Here is a 23,679-nt window from a genome sequence, read left to right on the forward strand (position 1 = left end):
GTATGAAGTAAAAAGTGAATCAGTCGTCAATATGAATCATCCACGCGTAGGGGCAAGGACTTTATCTCTCTTCCCATATTATACGCGCGGATTCGTAATGTGTCGGTAAGCTCACCTCTTTAAATATGGCATTATACTGCGTCAGGACGGCTTTCGCATGACGGGCTTGCAGTTTAGCGAGGGCGGATAAATTATTGACCTCAAACTGGACTAAAAGATTATCGCGGTAAAATTTTGGAATGTCAGTAAGGGGCTTACCTGTCAGGCCCAAGAGCCTTTCCCAAAGCTGTAGCTTAGACCAAAATAATATCGGGGCTCTCAGAGCTTGCGCATCTTGGCCTAAAAGACGATAGCAATTCTCCGTATATTCCGCTTGCATTAAACCGCCGGGCCGCAGTTTAGAATTAAAGTGATCTGCCGGCGTATTATCGACGCGCTGCACCTCTATCATCTCCCACATCGCTTTTCCGTCGCTTAGGAATTGCGTGATGTCGCGCGGCCGCATCAAAATATCTTTGCGGGCCTCCATAACCTTTTGCCCAAGCATGTCATCCCCCGCTACGATACGCGCTTGGGCCAGCGCGATATGTTCCCAATTATGGGCGCGATCCGCATGGTGCTCTATAAAGCTTTGGAGCTTTACGGCGGGCGGGCCCGAACGCCCTGACGGGCGCAAGCGCATATCGAGTTCATAGGCTATGCCTTCGGAGAGCTTCGCGGTGAGGGCGGTGCGGAGGCGGCGCACAATCTTATGTGACAAGTCCGTATCCGCATCATCGCCAAAAATAAAAACAAGGTCGATATCGGATAGCGGCGACATACGGGATGTCCCCATTTTTCCAAGCCCCAAGACGGTTAATGGTAAATGAGTCAATCCCAGATCATCAGCCACGATACGAAGTGCCGCGCCTATGGTTATATCTGCAAGCTGCGTTAATTCTGCCTGTAAAGAGGCCGCGCTACCGCCGCTCATAAATTGCGTATAAGAGATAAAAAGGTTCTCATTTACAAAGCGCCGCAGACGCTCAAGCCGCGTTTCATAATCTTCGGATTGAAAGATAAAACCCGTATCCAGCCCTGTTTGTGGGGAAAGAAACACGTCTATAATATGGGGCGATTGCTCTAGCAGAACTGTCATATGCGGCGAATAAAGAAGCGGCGGGATCAGCGTGTCGAGCAGATCATTATTACGCGAAAGCAGATGCAGATATTGCTCGGACCGGGACAATGCGGCAAAGAACTGATTGACGCGGATGATAGCTTCATCGGACGCCACTGACGCAGAAAATATCCGCTCAAGCATGGCTTGGCCAAGGGATTGAAACTGCTCTGCCTTATTGGACCGCACGAAAAAACCGTTCAGCCAGTTTTGGGTAACCTCTTTCGCGGCAGGACTAAGTGCGTCCAGATGGGCTTCAAAACTCTCAGATATAGGCGTCTCTTCTGAGGCGATTTCGAAGATTAACTTAAACTGCTTATTTATGAAGCGGCGTAGGAGTTCTATGTCTTGGCAGAACCCGCTCCAATCGGTCTCGCCCAATAAGGCTAAAAGGTTTTGCCGCGCCACGCCTTGAGGCGGAATGATATGGGTTTGCTCATTGCCGAGCATTTGAATAGCGTTTTCAACCTGTCTGAGCCGAATATAGGCGCGGCTCAGATGGTCACTGATATCCGCTTTCATGTGGCCAAGCCGGGTCAAATGCGCAAGCGCCTCCAATGTATTCGGCGTACGAAGCTCATATTGTTTCCCGCCCCAAACAAGTTGCTGCGCGTTGGCGATAAACTCAATTTCGCGGATTCCGCCGCTGCCGAGTTTAACGTTGAACCCAGTTGCGTCTGCTGTGATAGGCTGTGGTGCGGCGCGTTGTTGGCGTAAGGCGGGATGCTCAAGGTTAATCCTAGATTTTAAATGGGCCAGTTCATCAAGCGCCCGAAAGTCAAGATTCTGGCGCCAGATGAAAGGTGTAATGGTTTGAAGGAAATTTTTGCCGACCTCAGCGTCACCCGCAATGACCCGGGCTTTCATAAGGGCCAGGCGATGCCATGGCAGGGCGCGGAAGAAGTAAAAATCTTGGGCCATATCGGTGGACATGGAGAGCTGACTTGCGGAGCTTTCGGGGCGTAACCGCCAATCGACGCGCCAAACAAAGTCGGGGCTGTTACGAGGCTTTAAAATTTGCCCCATGGTTTTGAGGACTTTATTGACCACATAGCTTTGACCCATATGCTTTGGCACGGGCAGTTTATCGGGGTCGTAATAGGCGATTAGGTCAACGTCGGAGCTGAAATTCAGATCTAACCCACCAAGCTTGCCGAGGCCTAAAATGAAGAGCCCAGGAACATTGTCTGGCAGGTTTTTAAGTTTTAGAGATTTGGCTTCTAATTGCCACGCGGTTTGTAGGGCTACGTCAATCGAACGAGCGGCGAATTCGCTTTGTAACGCGCCCAAGGTTTTGAAGTCAGCGTTGGGTGAAAGCGCTAAAGCGCTCCACCCTAAAGCAAATTTTTGTTTTAGGCGCAATAAGTCCGAAGCTGCTTCCCGCGAAGTCGTGTCTATGCACTCAAGAGCGTTTAACGCTTCTTGCGCTGTTATATTTGTGGGATGCTCGGAGTTTTCAATCAGCCCCGAGAGAAAAGGGCTGAACTGAATTTTATCTACGGCAAGTTTTCCTAGAATAGCAGACGCACCACAACGCGGCCTGTATGACGGATAAAGCCATCACGTATATCACTATCAAAGTCAAAACCGATAGAGGAATAGGCTGATCCCGCCGCAACACTAAATCCGACGACAAAGCCGCTATCCGGGAAGAGGAGCGATTGCAGCATGGCGGTTTCAGAATTGAATGTCTGGCCATCCTCGCCCACTAATCCGGCGTAGCGGAAGCTGGTATTTACAGGGTCTTTTAGGAATTCCTGACGGTAACCAGCCCGAATTGACGGGCGAATCCATGTGCGTTTGCCCATGAATTTCGCGCCAAAATTAAACATACCCGTTACGGAGCCTGTTGTGCTTGTGCGTTTGTCTACATCAAGTGCAACACCTGCATCTCCGGTCTCAGTGAAAGCTTTTTCTGACAAGCGTAAGTAATCGACACTGACGGTGGGGCGGAACCAAAACTTATCGTTCAATTCCATATCATAACCTGCACGCACAGACCCGTTTATGTGTGTACCTGACCAATCACCTTGAGCTGCGCCTGAGAATGTATTGATGCGCACACGGCGGTTTTGTTCGAAGTCGTTATAGCCGCCGCCGGCATAGGCATCGACACTTAGATTTCCGCTGGCCCATCCTGCATAGGCCCCGCCTTGTATGGTGACGACATCAAGCGGTTCGTCGATGCCAACAACGTCTTCAATCTCGGTGGAGGCGAAGCCAACATTTACGCCAACGGCGTGGAAGGGGCCGATGGCCCGATCAAGGCCGGCCGCAAAACCAAAGCCGTGACCGCGATATTGTTCGGATAGGCCCGCAAGGTCACGATCCGCAAAATAAGCAAATTCTTGGAGCCAAGCGCCGCCTGGCTTATCAGGTGATCGCCGCACAGAGTCGAGGTGGTTGGCTACTGCGCCCGTTGCGCCGTCTACATTAGCCAGAACAAACTGACGAGCTGCTGCAGAAAATTCCGGCAGGATTTGATTATAGGCCGCGTTGAAATCGCTTTGCGAGGTAATGTTGGCAAAGGCATCGCCAAGGTCTGTGTTACTGCGCAGCGCTTGGACAGCCGGTGTGTAAGCCGCGCTTTGGACTTGGTCGAGGCCAAGTTCCGCTGCATTTCGTAGGTCGAGCGTAATGACCAGATCATTACCGATCACATCGTAACTGGAATTAAACAGATAAGGGGAGTCCGCGGACGCCAGTGTTGCGATATCGCCAACCGTAAGTGTGCCGCCCGCTTGGGCAATGGTAAAGGCCGTTTGATCGATACCGACAACATTAGTGAGAGTCGGCGCGACTGTTGCGCCGCTTTCAAAAGTTATATCACCAGACGAGACTAAGCTTGCCGCCGTGCCATTCGTGCCGTCTAAAACAGGACTATAAGTTGATGTGCTGTCAAATGAGGCTGAGGTAATGGCTGTGTTCTGAGCGGCCGTTAAGGCGAGGGTGCTTTCATCGGTAACTGTAATGTCGAGACCGCCCGTATTTGATAGGGCGCCTCTGATCGTTGAGCCGCCTGACAGTGCAAGCGTATCATTGCCGCCAGCAAAATCCACATCACCAATCACGTTACCGGCCGTCACGGTCATGGTATCATCGCCGCTGCCTAGCAGAATATCGCCAAATGTATTTGGATCAGCTGGCGTAATCTCATCATCAAGGTCTGTATCTTCGGCGCGGTTTTGAACAAATGTGAAACCGCTCGCATTTTGTGAGGCATCCAGCGCGATCAGTGTGAAATTTGTGTCCGCTTCTCCGCTCGGGTCAGATGTGTTGCCCAAGGCCCCGATGGCCCCTGTGTTTGTGAGGCTGACAAGAGTGCCTGATTGATCTCTTACGGCATAAGCCGTGCCTTCACGGCCGACAAGCAGAGCGCTGATCGTGCCGCTATTAACAAGACTGGTCAGTTCGGCTGAGGCTCCAATATCAATCGCAGTCGCCTGCACTGAACGGCCATTTAGCGCCAGAGGGTTGTCAGGGTCCGCATAAACCAAATCTATGGCCTCCGAGGAGGTTGCTATGATGATACCTGAATTATTGATACGGTCCGCGATGGCGTTGTCGCCTAAAATAATAACCCGGGCGTGACCATCACCTGGGGTGAGGATAGCGCCGCCAACTTCGTCATTTTCTGTTCTTTCTGACGGTGCGAGGAAGGCTGAAGCTGTCATTGACCCGGTATTATTGATACCGCCTGTCAATGTCGCATCAGAGACGGAAAAGACCGTTGCGTCTATATCGTCAAATACGCCATTAGCTTGCAAGGTGCCTTGGTTCACGAAAGCATATTGTAAATCTTCGTCAAATCCATCTGCCGTAGGGTCTGTAATGGCGGCTACAAGGCCAATAGAAATAGGTGTGCCTTCGCCGTCAATTAAGACAGCCGGGGCGGAGCCATTTTGGACAATGGAGCCCGCTGTGCCGAGCTGTTGAATAACATTGCCTTCATCTGTGAAGGTCTGATTGCCGTCATCATCTAAGACGTCATCCCTGTTATCGTCAAAATAGATACCGCGCGCGATATTTCCGCTAATGCTAAGGGCTGATCCGGCTTGGAGTAAGTCTTCGACGCCCAATGTATCGCGCCCTGAAGCGCCCGAATCAGCATTTGATAATCCCGGGCGTGTCGCAAATCTGTAGCCTGTATTAGTGATCGCGCCAGAGCTCGTGAAGCCGCCCTGAATATCGGCGTCAATATTTATCGCCTGAGCGCCTTCACCCAATGTCGTAATGGTTCCGTTTTGCGCAAAGTCCCCGCTAATGCCGGAACCTATATTGATGCCTGTTGAGTTGTCTCCGCGCATATTGATGCGTCCATCATAAGACAAATTCCCTGTCAGGCCGTTTTGCGCCATGGTTGTGTTGGACAAGTTGATACCAAAGCTATCATTGCCTTCAATATCGATAATAGAAGAAGAGGCGAGTTCAACATTACCCTCGAAAGGTGAGGCCCCTGATATCAGAATACCTGTTTTGCCAGTGCCTTCTGCAAAAGGACCATCAACAATATTGTCATCATCTGTATCCGTATTGGTGAAGTCTTCGACGAGGTTTATCCTCCCGCTTTGGACATAGTTCCGATCTGCACCGCCTTCGAGGCTTACCCCGACAGCATTATCGACATCATTGATCGTGATGGTGCCGGCATTATTGATGTCATTATCCGAGTTCAGCGTCAGCGCAGGGCCGGGGGTTTCAAGCGTGATTGTTCCGCCGCTCTCAATCGTGACGTCTTGGCCATCCGTTTCAACGGGCGCAGTGCGGTCATCATTTACTGTTATCTGAGCTATGGCCGCAGGAGCAAAAGCGAATAAAATAGCGGCGCTGCTGACTGAACTCAAAAGGAGCTTAGAAGCGCGGAATGTGGACGTTATGCTCGTCATACAAATAACCCATAGGTAATCGGGCCCGAAGAGCCCTAAGAATCCTCATCGTTGTAACCACAAAAACCGGCGACGCCAATGAAAGAATTGTTAGATTCCCGAAGGATTACAGTGGTTTTTACGCGCGTCACGAACAGGCTTGCCAAATCGCGGCGTCCATGCGAACTCGTGCGCCATGAAAAAGACGCTTCTGATATATGCGCTCGTGATACCCGTGATCCTCGTCATTCTGGATCAATGGAGCAAATATGCCGTGATTCAGTCTTTCAATGTGCCGATGAATATATGCGAGCAGAACCTGCGCCCCGGTGTAGAGCATAAAATTCCAGGTCCGATGGATATCTCGTTGGTCTGTAATCCGGGCATTAGCTGGGGATTGCTCCAAGGGGATAGTCCGTTGAAACGTTGGCTGCTAACCGCCTTTGCCTTTATCATGAGCGGCGTGCTCGTTTACGCGCTCACCCAAAGTAAAGACCGCCTCACCAAGCTCTCAATCGCCCTGATCATTAGCGGCGCAATTGGCAATGGCATTGACCGTTTCTTCTTTGGCGCGGTCACAGATTTCATAAATTTTGGCGAAATAGGCTTTCACTGGGTCTTTAACATCGCCGACAGCGCGATAACCTGCGGCGTGATTGGTCTGTTACTGGCGAGTTTCCTAATAAAGCCGACAGAGGATGAGGTAGATACGGCGGAGTCTTAATAATCCTCATTGCAGACATCCCGCAAGAGGCTTAAGTCGCCCTAAGAAGGCCGCTCAGTGGAACAGTTATTCCGCGAAGGAGGGTGTTACAAGCACGGTAAAAAACCTTAGATTAACGATGCCAAGGCCATGAATGCACCATGCGCAACTTAATTTTTTTTTCAAATATATAAGGGCTTTGTTTGCCTTCACAGTCAAAAACCATACTTAATTTTACATCGTAAGGAAAAGATGACTGGTTGTAAGCAAACGGAAATTTACGGAAACTAATCTGTCCATTTTTATATTGACCAATTTTCTTAACTAAAGGAGCTGAAACTGACTGTCCGGAACCGCTAATATCTAACAGAATGGCCCCCGAACTAGGGTCCTTTAAATACACCTCTTCAACAGTGATTGTACAACCTTTTTGCAACACCTTCTTCTTAAAAGAAAAGTCTACCAATAGATATCCAGCTCCCTCTTTATCACCATAAATAGTGCCAGGTCCGTGTCCCATCCAGACATGCATTTTACCCCATTTAAATTTGTGCATCTCTGTTTGATAGCTTTCCACGTCGCCCGCGCATGCAGACAACCAAAATGTAGCTACAGCTAAAATAAACAGATTGAGTGCATTTCGGAGAGGAGAGACAAAATTTCGCATTTTGAATCCAAAATGCATTTTAACTTCAGTGTCAATGACTTTGTAATTTTGATATCCGCGCGTCGAATAACATAGACAGTCTTTGAGCGTCCTAAAATCGCCTCATAACGGCCGCTGGTAATGTTCGGCATTTCGCATTCGTTAAGGTCCGCAATGCCACCGCACAACCCAAAGCCACTGCCGTGGCCTTATCCGACTAAAATCGATTCGCAGGATCGATTTTTAGACTTCGTCCAACGTCTCCTAAGCCCCCACACCGCCAAAAGCCACTGCCGTGGCCTTATTCGACTAAAATCGATTCACAGGATCGATTTTTAGGCTTTGCCCGCCGTCTTCTTTGTTCTCAGAGAGAAAGATACAGACCATCCACCAAGTTTTCAGTCCTTCTGTCCATTCTCTCCGTCATCTGCATAAATAAACATATCGTCACTTGGCGTGGGGTGTTTGTTTGGTTATGACGTGTCTGAAATTTTGGAGACTCACGACATGAGACTTAAGACTTTAATGTTAGCGGCGGCTTGCGGCGCGATGGGGCTTTCGGCCTGTACGACCACCTCCAAGGCCCTTGGCATTACAAAAAATGCGCCTAATGAGTTTAACATTTTGACCAAAGCGCCTTTGGTTGTGCCGCCGGAATATAATCTGCGCCCCCCGCAAGTCGGGACGAGCTCGGCTGATAATAATTACAGCCAGAAATCTGCGCGTGAAGCCTTGCTTGGCGATATTGACGAGGCTGAGCCGACGCGCGGCGAAGTCGTGCTTATGTCCAAAGCGGGTGTCGGACGTGCCAATCAGGAAATTCGCTTGGAAATTGACGGCGTGAATTCCGTCGAGCGTAAATCGAAAAGCTTTTCCGACCAGGTTTTGTTTTGGAAAGACGGCAAGGTTGTAACGCCAAATGGCGCGCCAATGGATCCTGAGATCGAAGCGCGCCGCATGGAGTCCATGCAAGCCGCCACAGGCGGCGGTGAAGTTGAGATTACGAAGCGGCCGAGCGGCCCCAAATTGCCTGGCTTATAAGCCGCTTTAGTCCACAGCGGACATGATTGAATTTCTGGCCTAATCGCGTCACTGCGGTTAGGCTTTTTTAGTGACTACAAATCCCATATCGATTCGCCGCTTGCCGCCGCAGACCGTCAACCGCATTGCGGCAGGTGAGGTGGTCGAGCGTCCGGCTAGCGTCATTAAAGAATTGGTTGAAAACGCGATTGATGCGGGGGCGACCCAAGTGGATATCCGCTATGAGGATGGCGGCCGCGCGGCTATTACCATTACCGATGACGGCAAGGGGATGAGCCCGGCGGAACTGCCCATCGCCATAGAACGCCACGCGACCTCCAAGCTCTCGCCCAATGAGGCGGGGGAGTGGGATTTGCTCAATATTCATTCCATGGGGTTTCGAGGAGAGGCGCTCCCGTCTATCGGGTCTATTGCGCGGCTAACTATTACGTCACAAACCGAGAGCGATGACAGCGCGTGGGAAATCGCGGTGGAGGGCGGAGCGGAGTCTAAACCGCGCCCCGCGCCCCGTTTTGGACTGCATGGCACGCGGGTAAATGTGCGCGATCTGTTTTACGCCACGCCTGCGCGGCTGAAATTCCTCAAATCCGAACGCAGCGAGTCTCTCGCTATTTCTGATATCGTCAAACGCCTCGCGATGGCGAATCCTGCTGTGGGCATGACGCTCTCTAACGGAACCCGCACGACGCTGAAAGTCGCGCGGCAAAGCAATGACCAAGAGGGCCGCCTCGCACGTCTCGCCTCTATCCTCGGCGCGGATTTTGGACAAAATGCGATTGAGATTGATAAAGAGCGCGAGGGCATTCGCCTGTCGGGGTTTGCAGGGCTGCCGACTTATTCACGCGGGAATAGCCAGCATCAATTTCTATTCGTCAATGGACGGCCTGTGCGGGATAAGCTGCTCCATGGGGCGCTGCGCGGAGCCTATCAGGATTTTCTTGCGCGGGACCGCCATCCAGTTGTGGCGCTCTATATCGACCTGCCAAGTGACCATGTGGACGTGAATGTCCATCCCGCCAAAACCGAAGTGCGCTTTCGCAATCCGGGGCTGGTCAGGGGGCTTATTGTCAGCGCTATTCGCCATTCTTTGGCGGCTGCGGGGCACCGCGCAAGCACAACAGTTAGCGATTATGCGCTAGGCAAAATCCAAGCGGAACAGCCGCAATATGCATTTCAGCAAAATTATAACCGCCCCTTCTCGGGTGCGCCGATGCCCTACAGACATGATCCGGCCATGCAGCCACTCGTCGATGGGATGACAGTGAATGATTATGGCTTCTCGGCCAAAGTCGAAGAAATAGGTGAGGGATATCAGGCGGAGGGATACGTCCCCGACGCCCAACATAAAGATTTTACGGCTAATCCACTCGGCGCAGCCCGTGCACAACTTCATGAGACCTATGTCGTCGCCCAGACAAATGACGGCATCGTCATTGTCGATCAACATGCTGCCCATGAACGTCTCGTCTATGAGCGTATGAAAATGGCTATGGCGGGTAAAGGCGTCGAGCGGCAGGCTTTGCTCATTCCCGATATCGTAGACCTAGGCGAGACCGATGCCGCGCGTGTGCTCGCCCGCGCAGACGAACTCGCCGACATGGGATTAGTCATAGAGCCCTTCGGCACAGGAGCCGTGGCCGTGCGCGAAACGCCCGCGCTTATGGGGGAGATGAATATCCAGAGCCTGCTCCGAGACCTCGCCGATGACATCAGCGAATATGACGAAGCCTTGAGCCTCAAAGAAAAGTTCGAACATGTCTGCGGCACCATGGCCTGCCACGGCAGCGTCCGCGCAGGACGTAGGCTCAACGGCGCAGAAATGAATGCGCTCCTGCGAGACATGGAAGCCACGCCCCATAGCGGGCAATGCAATCACGGCCGCCCGACTTATGTGGAGCTGAAGCTCGCGGATATTGAGCGGCTATTTGGGCGGCGTTAACAAAGTTAATGAAAACTAGTATTTAAACTTCCCGCTCATAGTTCTGCAAATCAAGGACTTCACTTTTAATAATAGCCTCAGTTATTGAAATGACTGGGTCGTTTGGAGTAAGTTTATTTCTTCCAAGCAGTACGTCTTTCCAGCCCCGGTATTTGTCAAATTGAACTAGAAATCCAATTGGTTCGTCGTCAATCACTGGTTCTTCTGTTTCAGGATGAGTATCAACAAATGCTATAGCGCCGACCATGTAGTTTTGGCCATCTATTTTTGTATCGAAATACCAACCCCAATCTTCTGTCTCAACTTCATCAAATGTCTCATGACCGCGTTGTTTAAAGTTTTGGCGAAGCATTTCAGCTAACGAATGTCCAAAAATTAGATTGATATCATTACGAGGCTCATTGATGATATCGAATTGCTTCGATTCAAAGGTTAAAAGTGTCATAATTTGCCTCTTTTTGTTCGTTTGAAAGAGGGATACACGAAACAATCTAAGTTTTGATTTACGACTTTACACAATTGTTATTTTTTCTGCGAAAGTCTGGTCAGTACGATAGGAATGTAACTCGTTATCAATGTAGAGTTCTAGTCTATGAGCCCACTCTCAAAAAAGAATCTGAAAGCAGCCGTGATAGAATATCTGCCGCTGGCGTTTGGATTGCGTATCCCGGGATTTATCAGAATCCATTTTCGCTATTTTGCCAGCAATCCTTTTATCTGGCTCGTGCTTGTCATTGCGCCTTTCATCATCGGCCTTATGACATTGTCGATGATGAACCAACACTGGGAAGAGGTGGCCCTATCGGGATGGCAGCGCTTTTTCATCGTTCTTTTTATCATCGCGATTGCGTTTTATTTTGCGGAACGTCACCGTAAATTCCGCCGTTTCTACGTGATAGCTATTCCCGGAATGGTGATCCTTAACGGACTGTTTCGGTTTGTGTTTGATGGCGGACATCTCTTTGGCGGAATTGTTACTTTTGCTATTTTAGCCCTTATACCCGCTTGGATATTGGCTCACTTTTCTATGGGCATGGGCTACCGGATGCTTAGTAATGGCGCGGATAAAAATTACCGCCCGGGGCGAGATCTTTATATGCAAGGGCATTATACCAAAGCGTTTTTACATTTAGAGCCTGCGGCCAAACGCGGCCACATGAAGAGTCTTTACCTGATGGGGCATGCCTGTGAGAATGGTCATGGCCGTCCGCAAGATAAAATCAAAGCCGCCCGCTTTTACGATAGATCAGCCAAAAAGGGTTACCGCAAAGCTCATGCGGCCTTTGAAGCCTTATTTAAGAGTTTCAGCGCGAAAGAGGTTGAGGCTTATGAAGCTGACCTTGAGATTAAGGGTCATGAGGAGCTGTTCTGACTGTGTTTAATGTATACGGTGATGTAAATCGCCTTTAGTGAAATTCAGTCTGCCAAAATCGCGACGATAGCCACGGATATCGCAAGGCTCATTTTCGACACAATATTTGACGGCTAATACCCTGCTTATTTCACCGCCGCTTGAAATTCTATTGTAAAGCTACTCGGGGTTAATGTGCCTTCGCTCATGCTACCTTTGGGGGCTATGCAGATAAATGTGATGTCTGGGTCATAAGTTCCAGAAGGCGTATCAGAACACGCTGCAAAATTAGCTGGCGCAGTTACAGATTTAGAAAAAGCCAAATCCGTAACAGGGTTAAATGTTAGCCCGCTATCATTATCTATAAAACTTACAGACCCCGTTTTAAAACTGAGCTCAGCGGGCATGGCGTCAATAATTTCAAGGCTATCTGTATCAATGGCGCCGCTTCCTGAATTCTCAACGTTAATGTCATAAACAACGTCACTGCCGGGAATGGCATAAGGGCTAGAATTTCCCGAATACATCTTAACGTCTTTATTAGCAGTCATATTTGGCGCTTGATTGTTATCAAAAATCCAATAACCAACATTCTCGGATGTATGAGTTCGAGTCTTATCACCAGCGACAACTTCTTCATCAATCGCCCAGCTGATTTGGTTAGAGGGAAGGGGATCGTTACCATAAAGGACAGCCCACCCACCTTGACCCCCATCCTCGCCTTGCTGTGTAAGAATGCCGATGTCAAAATCACCTGAGACCGTGTAATTATAGGGTGGATTATTGCCAACGCCCGCACCGCTATCCGGTCCTACGGCGGCAGCGAACGAGATATCATTGACTGTGCCGCTACTGGCTTCGATGACAATATAGCCCAGTGTTTCAGCCGCGCGGGAGCCGTTAATTTGGCCAATATGTTTGCCCACACATATACCGTCCGCTTGACCTGAAAAGAATGCGCCATTGCCGCGCGAGTCGCAATCATAGTTCCAAAATACACTCGCATTTGCATCGTTGAAGCTCATGACCTGTCCGACAACATGTGGATTGGCATATGTTTGAGTGATATCTGATGACACGTCTTCATTATTGATATTTCCCCATCCGCCCGGAACCGAAAGCCCGCTTGTTTGATCGGAAATTACCTTGCGGGCTTCGTATTTAAGCCCGCCGCTATTATAAGCGCCTTCGTCGGAAATAACGCAATGTACGTCAGATGGTGTCACGACAGAGCTATTTTCATATTGCTGAATGCGAAGCTGAAAGCTGGTAGAGGTAATATTTTGTATGCGGGTTACGACGGGCGGCGAAGCTGCGCTGGGCAAGTTATAGGTACAGACAACTATCGCATCACTATAAGTATTTTCCAGAGCGACAGTTTGCCAAGCCGCTCCCACATTTGGAACACGCTTTAATTCCAAATTATCGGTCATTATTTGCCCATATGCGGGCGCACTCATCATCAATAAGCCCGGGCAAATCATAGATAATAATTGCCGCATCATAACATAAGTATATTTTACGCTTTATTTACTAGGACTGAATGACTGTGCCTAATGCCGTTAAACAGATTTAACCATAAATTGACCTGTTTAGGTGGAAGTCTGTCTGTCAATTTGAGCTAATTTTTCCCAAAACTGTTAAAAATAGGGATTTACTCTCTCAGTTGATAAATCCGCACATAATCTATTTCCATCCGTGCGGGGACAGCTTTTTTGCTTATGCCTTTCTTCCCGCCCCACGTTCCGCCTATGGCCATGTTCAGAATAATGTGGTGAGGGCGATCAAAAGGCCAGCTGCTTTCGCCCTGGCCGTCATTCTCATAACGAAAATAATCTTGGCCATCCATAGCCACGGTGATGGTTTCAGGCGTCCATAAAAGACTATGGGTGTGAAAGGCCTTGCAAGCTGTTTTTACCTTTAAGGTTTCCCCGACTTGGTTGTTAAGTAGGTGATTATAGTCGCCAGTATGTACCGTTGCGTGGAATCGTTTTTTATCGTGGCCGACATATTCCATAATATCGATTTCGCCGCTATCGGGCCACGCACCAGGCTCTTCAGGCAATGTCCAAATGGCGGGCCATAAACCACGCCCGCACGGCATTTTTGCGCGGATTTCAAAATAGCCATATTGCCAAGCGCTCTTGCCTTTGGTGTAGAGACGGGCAGAGCTATAGTCCTGTCCGCCGTAATCCATAAAATCTTTCAATACATCGCCATCTTTATGCGCTTCGATAATAAGATGGCCTTTTTCGATACGTGCATTTTTGGCACGGCTTTCTGAATAATATTGTTCCTCTTCATTCCACCACCCATCTTTATTGCGGTAAGTATCATAAGCCCATTTCGCGGGGTCAGGCAGGCCTTCAACCTCAAATTCATCAGACCAGACCAAGCCATAGCCTTGGGGCAGAGCAGGAACCAGTTGGTCCGTGGCCTGTGCCATGGCTGCTGCACAGCAGCAGAGTGCAAACAAAGCCAAGGCTGTATGAGTGAGGGCGTATAAAATGGTTCTCATTATAGAATGATAGCGGTGTTTTTACGCGGGACAAGACTGTTTCATTCGTGCCGAGCCCGAGACAGACCCTAAGCCAGACGCATAAACAAAACCCGCGCCGCACCCCATGTCTTATCGGCGAGGACTTCAAAGCCTCTTGGGTCTAATTCCGCGTCTTTGCTTTCTTCTAAAATAATAATGCCATTTTCGGCTATCAGGTCATAGTCTTTTAGGCGTCTCAGCACAGGTTTCCACATCCCCTTATTGTAAGGCGGGTCCATGAAAATATGGGTAAAGGGGCCGCGGAGATTTCCGGGCGCGATCTTAAGCTTGGTTGCGTTATGACGGTGCAAACGTGTGCAGCCAAAGAGGCCCATCTTATCGACATTTTCTCTGATAGCGCCGCGGGCTTTGGGCTCGGTTTCAACGAAAAGGCAGAACGCCGCCCCGCGCGATATCGCTTCTAATCCAAGTGCTCCGCTACCGGCAAATATATCCGCAACAATAGCGCCTTCAAGCTGCGGCGCCCAATCCGCATGGGCAAGAATATTGAAAATAGACTCGCGTGTTTGATCACTGGTCGGGCGTGTGTCTTTACCTGAAGGGGTGGCAATATTTCTGCCGCGAAGTATGCCTGAAACTATCCGCATTATTTACGCCGCCCGGCTGGCTTGTTTGCTGTAGGCTTTCCTTTTGCGCTGCCCTTAAAATTCATCTTACGTCCACCGCTTGAGCCTCCGCCGTAACCGCTGCCGCCAGACTTATTTTTCTTGGCTGGCTTATGTGCAAATTTACCACGGCCCGTTGGCGCCGGCTTTCCGTCGTCTTTCTTCCCGTCTTTGGCGAAGCGTTTTGCGCTGGCATGGGTGCCGCGCTTAGGTTTAGACACGCGCTGTCCTTGAGGGCGCGCTAGTGGTTCAGGCACATCGATAAGGTGCCCGACCTGTTGTCGCAGAACACGGGCTTTGACTTCTTCGACCTCGCCTTTATCTAAATTGCCTAATTGGAAGGGACCGTAAGACACACGAATGAGGCGGTTCACGTGCAGACCAAGCGTATCGAGTGCGCGGCGCACTTCACGATTCTTTCCCTCGCGCAAGATCACGGCAATCCATACATTATCACCTTTCTGGCGTTCAAGCTCGGCTTCAATCGGGCCCGTTAGAATACCGTCAATTTTTATACCAGCTTTCAGCCCATCTAAATCGGCTTGGGTTACATGACCATAGGCTCTGACGCGGTATTTACGTTGCCACGCCGTGCTAGGCAGCTCTAACTGCCGCGCGAGTTCACCGTCATTGGTGAGCAGCAAAAGGCCTTCTGATGTAATATCCAAACGGCCAATAGAAATGACGCGGCCCATCTCTTCGGGCAAGCTGTCAAACACCGTCTCGCGGCCCTTTTCATCTTTGTGCGACGTCACAAGGCCGTCTGGTTTATGATAGCGCCAAAGCCGCGGCGGCTCTTTATCCGCGATTGGGTTATTGTCAAATAATACCACATCTTTCTCTGTGACCTTAAAGGCTGGCGTGGTTAGGGTTTTGCCATTGACCTTAATGCGTCCGGCTTCAATCAGCTTCTCGGATTCACGCCGCGAGGCGACACCTGAGCGGGCGAGGAATTTTGCGATGCGTTCGCCGTTGGGATTAAATTCCATGGTTGACCTTATTCGCCGCTCATATGAAGAGGGCATATGACTGATGAGGACTATATGCGCGAGGCGCTCCATGAAGCGCAAGCCTCTTCTGCTTGCGGGGAAGTGCCTGTCGGGGCAGTGATTGTCAATGCAGTGGGGCAGATTATCGCGAGAACCGGAAATGCCCCTATCAGTATTGTCGATCCAACGGCACATGCAGAAATTCTCGCTATACGAGACGCCGCTTATAAGGTGGATAATTACCGCTTAAATGGGACCACCCTCTATGTGACGTTAGAACCTTGCACCATGTGCGCGGGGGCGATTTCAAATGCCAGGATTGGCCGTGTGGTTTACGGCGCAAGTGATCCCAAAGGCGGCGCTGTGAAAAACGGCGTAAAGTTCTTTGAACAAACAACATGCCATCACAGACCCAAGGTTACGGGCGGGGTTTTGGGAAAAGAATCCGCGGAATTGCTTAAGGGCTTTTTCAAAGCGCGTCGAAGAAAATGAAAACTAACCTGCGTGAAGTCACTACCGCGCCGCTTATGGGTGAGGCGCAAAGCTCGGGTTTTGGGGGCCGAAATCTGGGCTACCTTTTGGCCCTGATTGGGACGGTTTTCTTTTCGATGAAATCGATATTTGTTAAGTTGATTTATCAGCCTGTAGACGGGATGGCAATTAACAGCGTTGAAGCCATCACCATCATGGCAATGCGTCTTGGGTTTTCCACGCCGATTTATGGACTAATATTGTGGCTCGCCTTGCGGCGGCGCAGGCAGCAAGGCCTACCGCCATTGCTGAAACGGGATATGGCGCTCGCCGCGTGCCTCGGACTGCTAGGCTATTACATCTGCGCTTGGTTGGATATTGAGGGGATTAAATATATCACCGCGCAGCTAGAACGGCTGCTACTGTTCACCTATCCCATTTTCGTCTTTATTTTTGGCGCGATGTTTTTTGGAAAGCCGCTGACCAAACAAGCAGTCTTCGCCGTCTTCATCGCCTATGCGGGTATCGGTTTAATTTTTGCGGGCGGTGATATTGCTGTCGGGCTTAATGTGCCTTTGGGCTCTGCCATGGTTTTGCTCTGCGCGGCGTGTTTCGCGTTCTTTCAGCTTTTCGCAAAGCCCATGATAGGGCGGCTGACAAGCCCGGTCTTTACCTGCTGCGCCATGCTGGGTGCGGGCGTCATGATTGCAGTGCATTTCACGCTTGAGAACGTAGTGTTGGGCGATGTGTCAGAAGTGTTGAACTTGCCGCCGCGTATTTGGCTCTTGGGTATTGCGCTGGCGTTTTTCTCAACGCTGTTGCCGTCCTTTATGGTCAATCTGGCGATTTCGCGCGTTGGGCCTCAAGCAACTTCCGCAGTCGGTATGATTGCGCCTGTCTCCACAATTTTTCTCGCGATATATGTCCTCGGTGAACCTTTCGCGTCGATAGATGGAGTCGGCACGCTCATCACTGTATCAGGTATTGCGCTTTATACTTACTTTGACAGACGGGCTATATCATCCCCGCTAAAGTCAAACCTCTCCACAGATAAATAATTCCGACGACCGTCACCAGATATTTTGTGTAGCTTTTGAAATGCACATCCGAGAGGCGGTGCAAAATACGGGTCCCGACATATGTCCCTAAAATGATGCAGGGCACAGCCACCGCAAACACCCAGAGCGGCGGTAAGGTGGTCAGGCCAAAAGCTGCGATAAGTGGCAATCCAAAATAGATAATTTTGACCATATGAGACGCAAACATGGTGACGGCTTTAGTCGCCACGATTTCTTTGCGGGTCAGGCTGGTTTTTACATAAAAGAAATCCAGTGCAGGGCCCGCGACACCCGCGGACAGGTTCAGCCCCATCACCACAGCACCACATAATATTGCATGGACGGGCTTGGCCGCGTCACCTTGGAACACACCTTTAGGAAGCCAGAGTATAAAGGGCAGTAAGCCTAACACAATAAAGAGTGTGGCTTTATTCGGCACGAAGGCAATAAACGCCAGAACGGCAATTGCTGGAAGCGCGCCCAGCAATGTGAAGCCCAAAATATCCCACCGAATATCCGGGCGAAGGAGCCAAGCCCGGGACGAATTACTCACGCTCTGCACCGCACCGTGTACCACCATGGCTTCAGCTACGCCCATGATAGAAGCAATGATGCCCATAAAGATCATGCCGCCTGCCATGCCGAATATACCTGAAATACAGGCCGTGATAGCGGCAGAGATAAGAATCAGCGCGGCGATTTTCATGCGACTATCTTACCTTTGAAACCTCTGCGGGACAGGGTTAAACCGCCCCTCATGTTAAAAGCCATGACAAAACGTGATTTTTGGAAATATCTGACCCGGGTGCATAAATGGGCGGGTCTTATTCTTGGTATTCAGATTGTAATCTGGTTTGCATCTGGGTTATTTATGGCGCTGTTTCCGATTGACGAAGTGCGGGGGTCGCATCTGGCAGAGAAAGCCACTTGGTCTCTGACCGATGCCAAAGTCATACCGCTTGAGATTGCGATGACGGCTTATGATGGGAACCTTACAGGGGCGTCTTTAACTTCAATTGCGGGAGAGCCCGCCTATGCGTTGATTGGGGATAAGGGTACGCAGCTTATCAATGCCCGAACCGGAGAGCCGTGGGAGCCTGTGGGGGAGAAGGCTATCCGCTTGGCTGCGGATAAATATTATAAAGGGGATGGCGAGATTGCGGCGCTAAAACGCCTGATCGAAACGCCAAAAGAATATCGCCGCCCTCCGCCCGTCTGGCAAGTGCAATATGATGATCGCGCAAAGACGCGGCTTTATTTGGATGCGCAGACAGCCGAGCTTCTCGCGGTGCGGACCAAGCTTTGGCGGGTTTATGACTTTATGTGGATGCTCCATATTATGGATTATGACACACGCGATAATTTCAACAGTTGGTGGCTTAGGCTCGCCGCGTTTCTGGCACTACTCTTTGCGATAAGCGGAATGATGCTTGTCGCGCATCGAGTATTCCTGCGGCCTAAGCCAAAACGTAAGCTTAGTTAAATGCACCCTTGCGCCAAAGTTTCCATCCAAGCACTGGGGAGCAGATGACGGGGTGTTTGCGCTGGAAGGGGGTGGGCTCAATGGTAACGCCTGAGTGGTTTTTTAGTTTCCGCAAGACATAATCTAATCCGCCTTCGAATGTCGCGGCGCTGTTAATGACGCGGATGGCTGTCATGGGTTTGCCGAGGAGACGGCGGACAAACCATTTGGTTTTTGTGGGGCCAGCGGGCAAGTCCGGCAGAATATATAATCCGTCTTTATCTGGGAGGCCGTAAAGCGCCGTTGTTAGCCTTGCATAGCGCTCTCCATAGCGATCTACGATTTCCGCCGCGCGGCCTTCACTGCTCTCGGGGCGAAGTTCCGTGCGGTAGCTTTCATAAAAGCCTTTGGCCCAAAATTCAGTTGACGTGATGGGCCTGTCTATGAGCGGCGCAATCTGCGCGGCCATATGCCGAACCGCTGTTTCGCGCGAGGCCATCAAGCGCTCAGCCACCATTTCCTTCTTGGGAAACAACATCACGCTGGGCTGACAAAACCGGCCCCAGACCATAGAGAGCAAAGCGTGGGCCCCGCAGCGTTTTTCAAATTCCGCGATGGAAATAATGGAATATTTACACGTGCTGAGCACACCATTTTCATCGGTTTGTTCGTAGTAATAAACGGCAGGTGGGATGAGGCGGTTAAGCATTGCGCGCAGCGGGTTCTGATGGGTCTTGCGATAGCTATCCACCACAACATAAAAATCGAGCATTTTTTCGGCCGTCTCCAAATCGCGCAAAGACGAGCCATAATACATAAAAGCTTGAACGCGCCCGGGATGCCGCGCGGCGATAGCTTCGCAGACGGATCTCACCCGCGCATTCGGGGCCACATTTTCCTCAGCCAATATATTTTTTATCGTCTCGCTCATGAGGCAAACCGAATAGGCCGTGTTGCGCGAATTTTAAAGCCTTTGGTTAATTTCAGAACTTCACCATCTAAAACGCAAGGCCCTTTATACTGATATGTCAAATCATCCGCCGTCCAGCTATACATACCGTCTCGGCTGCGGTCTTTTGATTTGTTTCCCAGCCAGAGACTGGCGACATGGCGCACAAGCTTTTGATATTCGCCTGCCACATATGTCACGCGCAAGGGACGGTCCCCTTCGCCCCAAAACGGATCAAGACCGAGCATAAGGCCCGGCAGGGTGGTGACAATCGTGCCTAAATGCGGACCGCGTAATTTTTGTTGGCCGTCAGCTTCAATACTCAATTTTACTTTGGTGGGGTGCGTAATCCGGCTTGTTCCAGTCGCGCCTTTTAGAATGCCGCCAATAACTGCAAGCGAGCCGCCAATACCTCGGTCATGTAATTTGTCTTTGGTATAATCTGTAACCTGCGGAAGGGCGCCAGAAGAAAATAGAAAGCCGTAATATTTGCGTTGTGCTTTATCTTTGATACGAAGCAACGGAGCGTGTTTCAAAGATTTATCTGCGCCCAACGCTTTTGCTACCGCTTGAGGGGTTGCGGCGGTCAGGCCAATATTTCGCGCGACTTGATTAGTGTTACCGCCCGGCACAATTGTGAAAACGGGCAGGTTGCGCGCTTTTTCCTGCCGCAGAAATTCCGTCAATATGCCTTGCACCGTCCCGTCACCGCCTTCGATAACGATATGTTCGGCTTTTGCCAAAAGGGCTTCTTTAACGAGGGCATCCACATCGGAAAAATCACCGACATCGCGCAATATGGCATTATGCTGCTCAGCTAATTGTGGGAGGAGAGCGCCCTTTTTTGCGACCTTTGCACTGGCGGAGTTAATAACGAACCATGGCCGTGCGGTCTGCATGGCCTAAAGGCTTTCGGCTTTCAGGCAAAGCCATGTCCCTAGAATGCCAAAAAAGACAATTGGCATTGCGATAGCAATGGGCACAGGCATCCCGCCTGATGCTGCAAATGTGGCCATGGCGCCGTCCAAAATCAGGAATAAAAAGCCGCCCGCTAAACCAATAATTAGCGCTTTATCGCCTGTATCTTGCCGCGCCGTGCGTTGCATGAGCGGGACCGCAACTAAGAGCAGTACAAAAGCTGCTAAAGGACGCGTGATACGATGCGCATGCCAAAATGTATATGCAAAGCGGGGTTTGGAACCTGAATTACCGCGTTTAGAAAAGTTACGCATTTCAGATATGGATAGGTCGCGAGGCTCAGCCGCCAATCGCGCAATGGATTTGGGGTCTTGGCGTGTTTCCCAGAGGCGCGGATTTAGCTCTGTGGAGGCGGAGCGGGGCTCGCCATCCGCGCCTTTAACGGGCAAGACCTCAACGCCCTCTAACGTCCAATTGCTGCCTTCATATGTTGCGCGTTCAGCCCATATAATTTCTTCAACGGCGCCAGAATCTGACCGGGCATAAAGCTCAAGATTGCCGAGTGTGTTATAATTTATTCGTCTGGACGCTTTGATAATACGGCCATTATCTTCAAGCCAGAGCGGGTTATCGGCTGTAATATTTTTGACTTTATATTCTCCAATGCCCCAAGCTTGTAGAGACCGCACTGCGGGGGCGATACTGTAATCAATAATCGTAATCGATGAGAAGGCTGCGGCCAGAACAACAGGTGTCATTAACAAAAGCTGTTTTGGCACGGATATACCAAAGCCGAGCAATGCGACAAGCTCATGCTGTCTTATCAATTTTACAAAGGTCAATAATATCGCCACGACAATGGTGAAGATGAAAATACGGTCGAATATTACAGGGGCTCTCAGCGCCATATATTTAAACGTATCGGCAAATCCGCCGCCGCCCCCCAGAATATCACTACCATTTGCGAGGCTGTCCAAGAGCCCGATAAGCACCAAAAAGCCAAACACTGTTGTCAGCCATGTGCCGATAAACATTTTGGACAGGTAAGACAGAAACTTAAGCATTATCCGGCCTCAGCTCCAAAGCGGTGAATGGCTTTAATCTTAGAGCTTATCTCTCCTTGGATATGGCCCATGTAATGCGACACAGAGGTGAGCGGCGGTTGTCCCATTTTATAGGCGCTCTTACGGAATATCCATAAAGCGAAAAGGGCGACGCCAATAATTATCGGCCAAATGCCGGCCCAGGGCGGTATCTTTCCTGCCGCGCCCAGGCTCTGTCCAAATTCTAAGGCTTTTTGCAAGGAAATGAGGAATATAACCCCTATCGCAATGCCCGCTGAGGACGGGTTGCGACCATAATTCAATCCAAAGGGCACAGCAATAAAGGGCAGAATAAGCAGTAAAACGGATTTGGCCAAGCGTAGGTGTAGCGTTGCATTATTTATATCGGCATTCACATTGAATCGGGTAACATTTCCTTTTCGGTTCTCGAGAAGCTCAAGTGAGGTCATTTCGCGCTCATCATCACCGCGCTGGCGAAAAATAACAGGGCTAGCAGCGCCCGCTATAGAACTACTTTCAAATTGCAGATCGCCATCCAATTTTTTACCTTCGACGACGCGGTAAATTTGTCCCTTTGAAAGCTGCAATACGGGGTCCATAGTTTTCTCGCGAATGATGATTTCGCCTTGGCTTGCTGTGGTCAAACGCACGCCAACTTGACGATATCCGTCCATCTGTTTTTCATAGATAAAAATAGGCCCAATAGCGGCGCCCGGCAGGTCTGTCCCGGCAAAGAATGTCCGGTTCCCAACACTGGTAAAAGTGCCTTCGCGCAGGGCTGCCGTGAAAGATTGTTGTTTCACAGAATGCTCAACTTGGCGATAATTATAGCGGCCCACGGGTTGCATGTAGCCTTCGATAAAAAGCGTGATGACAGCTAAAAAGGTCCCTAAAAGCAAAAAGGGTTTGGTCATGTGAAAGAGCGAAATGCCCGACCCAAATGCGGCGGTCAGTTCGCTTGAGCGGCTAAACCGGTCCACTGTGATGATAACGCCAAGCAGAAGCGCCATAGGCACGGCAATGCCTAAATAATAAGGTAAAAGGTTCACAATCATTTGTGATGTATCACTCGCAGGATTTGTCGAAGTGGCGACAACCTGAAAAATTCTCAGCAAGCGCTCCATTAAAAGTACGCAGCAGGCGAAGATAATGAGCCCGCCAATGGTAACGGCGGCTTTTTTCATGAGATATCGGTTGAGTCGGTCCATATGTTAAATTGCTGTGAAATCGCCTTTACTTAACGGGGCCAAATACCCATATGATAGCCAAGAATGGCCAAAACATTAAAGGCCGCAATATAGAGGCTTATCGGTGAAAGCAAACCACGCAGGCAGATTTTTTGCATCTCTGACGACTTTGTCATGTTTGGCGCTTATGTCAGCGCCTGCATTCGCGAATGATGATTACAAACCCGGAGACCTTGAAGGCGAGCACGGTACAATATCTCAAACCGGCTTAGAGACCGGGCTTGAGCTCTATGACCGAGACGCGGATGACACATGCGTGCCCGGGGCTCTGCAGATTCGGGCCACTGTTACAAATGTATCCAAAGAAGGCATGGTGAAAGTCGAGCTCTTTGGCGAAGAAGACTTCATGAAAAAGTCAGGTAAGCTTCGTCGTATCCGTGTTCCCGCTGAAGATGGATCAGTAAAAGTCTGCATTAATCTTCCGGCGCCCGGGGAATATGCACTTGTCGGTTATCACGATAAAAATGGCGACCGAAAGCTGAAAAAGGCTTGGAACTTTAAGCCTAAAGAGCCTTATGGCGTCTCCAATAATCCGAAAATAGAAAGTCTGCGCTTGCCCAAATGGTCAGAGGCCGGCTTCCAAGTCCCCATGAACGGGGTCGATATCACGATGGAATTGATGGACCCTTAGAGCGGCGCTTTTAAGCCTAAA

The 23,679-nt window shown here is 50.1% G+C and carries 22 protein-coding genes; 8 read left to right on the forward strand and 14 right to left on the reverse strand.

Annotated features, from left to right (window positions below):
• Nucleotides 1-61 precede the first annotated feature (61 nt).
• Complete coding sequence (locus tag F569_RS0106765; RefSeq protein ID WP_324603227.1) at nt 62-2,677, reverse strand: [protein-PII] uridylyltransferase family protein; 2,616 nt, start codon at nt 2,675-2,677, stop codon at nt 62-64.
• Nucleotides 2,671-6,045, reverse strand: coding sequence for an autotransporter family protein (locus tag F569_RS0106770; RefSeq protein ID WP_026941583.1), 3,375 nt, complete (start codon nt 6,043-6,045; stop codon nt 2,671-2,673). Before F569_RS0106770 ends, F569_RS0106765 begins: the two co-directional genes overlap by 7 nt.
• A gap of 175 nt (nt 6,046-6,220) precedes the next feature.
• Here F569_RS0106770 and lspA point away from each other — a divergent pair, with 175 nt between their 5' ends.
• Entirely contained in the window at nt 6,221-6,748 is a 528-nt protein-coding gene (lspA, locus tag F569_RS16915; RefSeq protein ID WP_051279501.1) for a signal peptidase II, read from the forward strand.
• A gap of 112 nt (nt 6,749-6,860) precedes the next feature.
• Here lspA and F569_RS0106780 read toward each other — a convergent pair whose 3' ends face one another.
• On the reverse strand, nt 6,861-7,394 hold the full coding sequence (locus tag F569_RS0106780) for a hypothetical protein (protein ID WP_026941584.1): 534 nt from the start codon (nt 7,392-7,394) through the stop codon (nt 6,861-6,863).
• Between the two features lie 486 nt (nt 7,395-7,880).
• Between F569_RS0106780 and F569_RS0106785 the strand changes: the two genes are divergently transcribed.
• Both F569_RS0106785 and mutL read left to right on the forward strand, forming a co-directional pair.
• Nucleotides 7,881-8,414, forward strand: coding sequence for a DUF3035 domain-containing protein (locus F569_RS0106785; RefSeq protein WP_026941585.1), 534 nt, complete (start codon nt 7,881-7,883; stop codon nt 8,412-8,414).
• A gap of 85 nt (nt 8,415-8,499) precedes the next feature.
• Nucleotides 8,500-10,353: a DNA mismatch repair endonuclease MutL gene (gene mutL, locus F569_RS0106790; RefSeq protein WP_026941586.1), complete on the forward strand. Its 1,854-nt coding sequence runs from the start codon at nt 8,500-8,502 to the stop codon at nt 10,351-10,353.
• Nucleotides 10,354-10,375: 22 nt separating this feature from the next.
• Here mutL and F569_RS18845 read toward each other — a convergent pair whose 3' ends face one another.
• Nucleotides 10,376-10,798: a hypothetical protein gene (locus F569_RS18845; RefSeq protein WP_051279505.1), complete on the reverse strand. Its 423-nt coding sequence runs from the start codon at nt 10,796-10,798 to the stop codon at nt 10,376-10,378.
• A 147-nt stretch (nt 10,799-10,945) separates the two neighbouring features.
• On the opposite strand from F569_RS18845, the gene F569_RS0106800 reads away from it, so the two are divergent.
• Nucleotides 10,946-11,725, forward strand: coding sequence for an SEL1-like repeat protein (locus F569_RS0106800; RefSeq protein ID WP_026941587.1), 780 nt, complete (start codon nt 10,946-10,948; stop codon nt 11,723-11,725).
• A gap of 125 nt (nt 11,726-11,850) precedes the next feature.
• Here F569_RS0106800 and F569_RS0106805 read toward each other — a convergent pair whose 3' ends face one another.
• The 4 genes from F569_RS0106805 to F569_RS16925 form a co-directional block, all read right to left on the reverse strand.
• Nucleotides 11,851-13,137 (reverse strand): hypothetical protein, encoded by a 1,287-nt coding sequence (locus F569_RS0106805; protein WP_154813670.1) that lies wholly within the window; start codon nt 13,135-13,137, stop codon nt 11,851-11,853.
• Between the two features lie 221 nt (nt 13,138-13,358).
• A complete protein-coding gene (locus tag F569_RS0106810) occupies nt 13,359-14,222 on the reverse strand; it encodes a glycoside hydrolase family 16 protein (protein WP_084168881.1) in 864 nt (287 codons plus the stop codon).
• A 68-nt stretch (nt 14,223-14,290) separates the two neighbouring features.
• Nucleotides 14,291-14,851: a 16S rRNA (guanine(966)-N(2))-methyltransferase RsmD gene (gene rsmD, locus F569_RS0106815; protein WP_026941590.1), complete on the reverse strand. Its 561-nt coding sequence runs from the start codon at nt 14,849-14,851 to the stop codon at nt 14,291-14,293.
• Nucleotides 14,851-15,858 (reverse strand): pseudouridine synthase, encoded by a 1,008-nt coding sequence (locus F569_RS16925; RefSeq protein WP_084168883.1) that lies wholly within the window; start codon nt 15,856-15,858, stop codon nt 14,851-14,853. Before F569_RS16925 ends, rsmD begins: the two co-directional genes overlap by 1 nt.
• A gap of 36 nt (nt 15,859-15,894) precedes the next feature.
• Between F569_RS16925 and tadA the strand changes: the two genes are divergently transcribed.
• Together tadA and F569_RS16930 are read left to right on the forward strand one after the other, a co-directional pair.
• Nucleotides 15,895-16,350, forward strand: coding sequence for a tRNA adenosine(34) deaminase TadA (tadA, locus tag F569_RS0106825; protein WP_034387975.1), 456 nt, complete (start codon nt 15,895-15,897; stop codon nt 16,348-16,350).
• Complete coding sequence (locus tag F569_RS16930; protein WP_051279506.1) at nt 16,347-17,387, forward strand: DMT family transporter; 1,041 nt, start codon at nt 16,347-16,349, stop codon at nt 17,385-17,387. The genes tadA and F569_RS16930 overlap by 4 nt, the downstream gene beginning before the upstream one ends.
• Here the strand turns inward: F569_RS16930 and F569_RS0106835 are convergent.
• Nucleotides 17,344-18,093, reverse strand: a complete 750-nt coding sequence (locus F569_RS0106835; RefSeq protein WP_034387978.1) for a sulfite exporter TauE/SafE family protein — start codon at nt 18,091-18,093, stop codon at nt 17,344-17,346. The two genes, F569_RS16930 and F569_RS0106835, sit on opposite strands and share 44 nt — an antisense overlap.
• A gap of 63 nt (nt 18,094-18,156) precedes the next feature.
• Here F569_RS0106835 and F569_RS16935 point away from each other — a divergent pair, with 63 nt between their 5' ends.
• Nucleotides 18,157-18,870, forward strand: coding sequence for a PepSY domain-containing protein (locus F569_RS16935; RefSeq protein ID WP_162143752.1), 714 nt, complete (start codon nt 18,157-18,159; stop codon nt 18,868-18,870).
• On the opposite strand, the gene F569_RS0106845 is transcribed toward F569_RS16935, so the two are convergent.
• From F569_RS0106845 to F569_RS19970, 5 genes are read right to left on the reverse strand one after another with little or no spacing between them, the layout of a single operon-like run.
• A complete protein-coding gene (locus F569_RS0106845) occupies nt 18,863-19,780 on the reverse strand; it encodes a hypothetical protein (RefSeq protein WP_026941593.1) in 918 nt (305 codons plus the stop codon). The two genes, F569_RS16935 and F569_RS0106845, sit on opposite strands and share 8 nt — an antisense overlap.
• The gene (locus F569_RS0106850; protein ID WP_026941594.1) at nt 19,777-20,697 is read right to left on the reverse strand and encodes a diacylglycerol/lipid kinase family protein; all 921 of its coding nucleotides are present in this window, start codon (nt 20,695-20,697) and stop codon (nt 19,777-19,779) included. The genes F569_RS0106845 and F569_RS0106850 overlap by 4 nt, the downstream gene beginning before the upstream one ends.
• A gap of 3 nt (nt 20,698-20,700) precedes the next feature.
• Nucleotides 20,701-21,780 (reverse strand): LptF/LptG family permease, encoded by a 1,080-nt coding sequence (locus tag F569_RS0106855; protein WP_026941595.1) that lies wholly within the window; start codon nt 21,778-21,780, stop codon nt 20,701-20,703.
• Nucleotides 21,780-22,964, reverse strand: coding sequence for an LptF/LptG family permease (locus F569_RS0106860; protein ID WP_026941596.1), 1,185 nt, complete (start codon nt 22,962-22,964; stop codon nt 21,780-21,782). The genes F569_RS0106855 and F569_RS0106860 overlap by 1 nt, the downstream gene beginning before the upstream one ends.
• A gap of 53 nt (nt 22,965-23,017) precedes the next feature.
• On the reverse strand, nt 23,018-23,143 hold the full coding sequence (locus F569_RS19970) for a hypothetical protein (protein WP_267879445.1): 126 nt from the start codon (nt 23,141-23,143) through the stop codon (nt 23,018-23,020).
• Between the two features lie 11 nt (nt 23,144-23,154).
• Here F569_RS19970 and F569_RS16940 point away from each other — a divergent pair, with 11 nt between their 5' ends.
• Nucleotides 23,155-23,658 (forward strand): DUF2141 domain-containing protein, encoded by a 504-nt coding sequence (locus tag F569_RS16940; RefSeq protein ID WP_051279510.1) that lies wholly within the window; start codon nt 23,155-23,157, stop codon nt 23,656-23,658.
• The last annotated feature ends 21 nt before the right edge of the window (nt 23,659-23,679 follow it).

The sequence above is a fragment of the Hellea balneolensis DSM 19091 genome (assembly GCF_000428525.1).
GTDB lineage: Bacteria > Pseudomonadota > Alphaproteobacteria > Caulobacterales > Maricaulaceae > Hellea > Hellea balneolensis.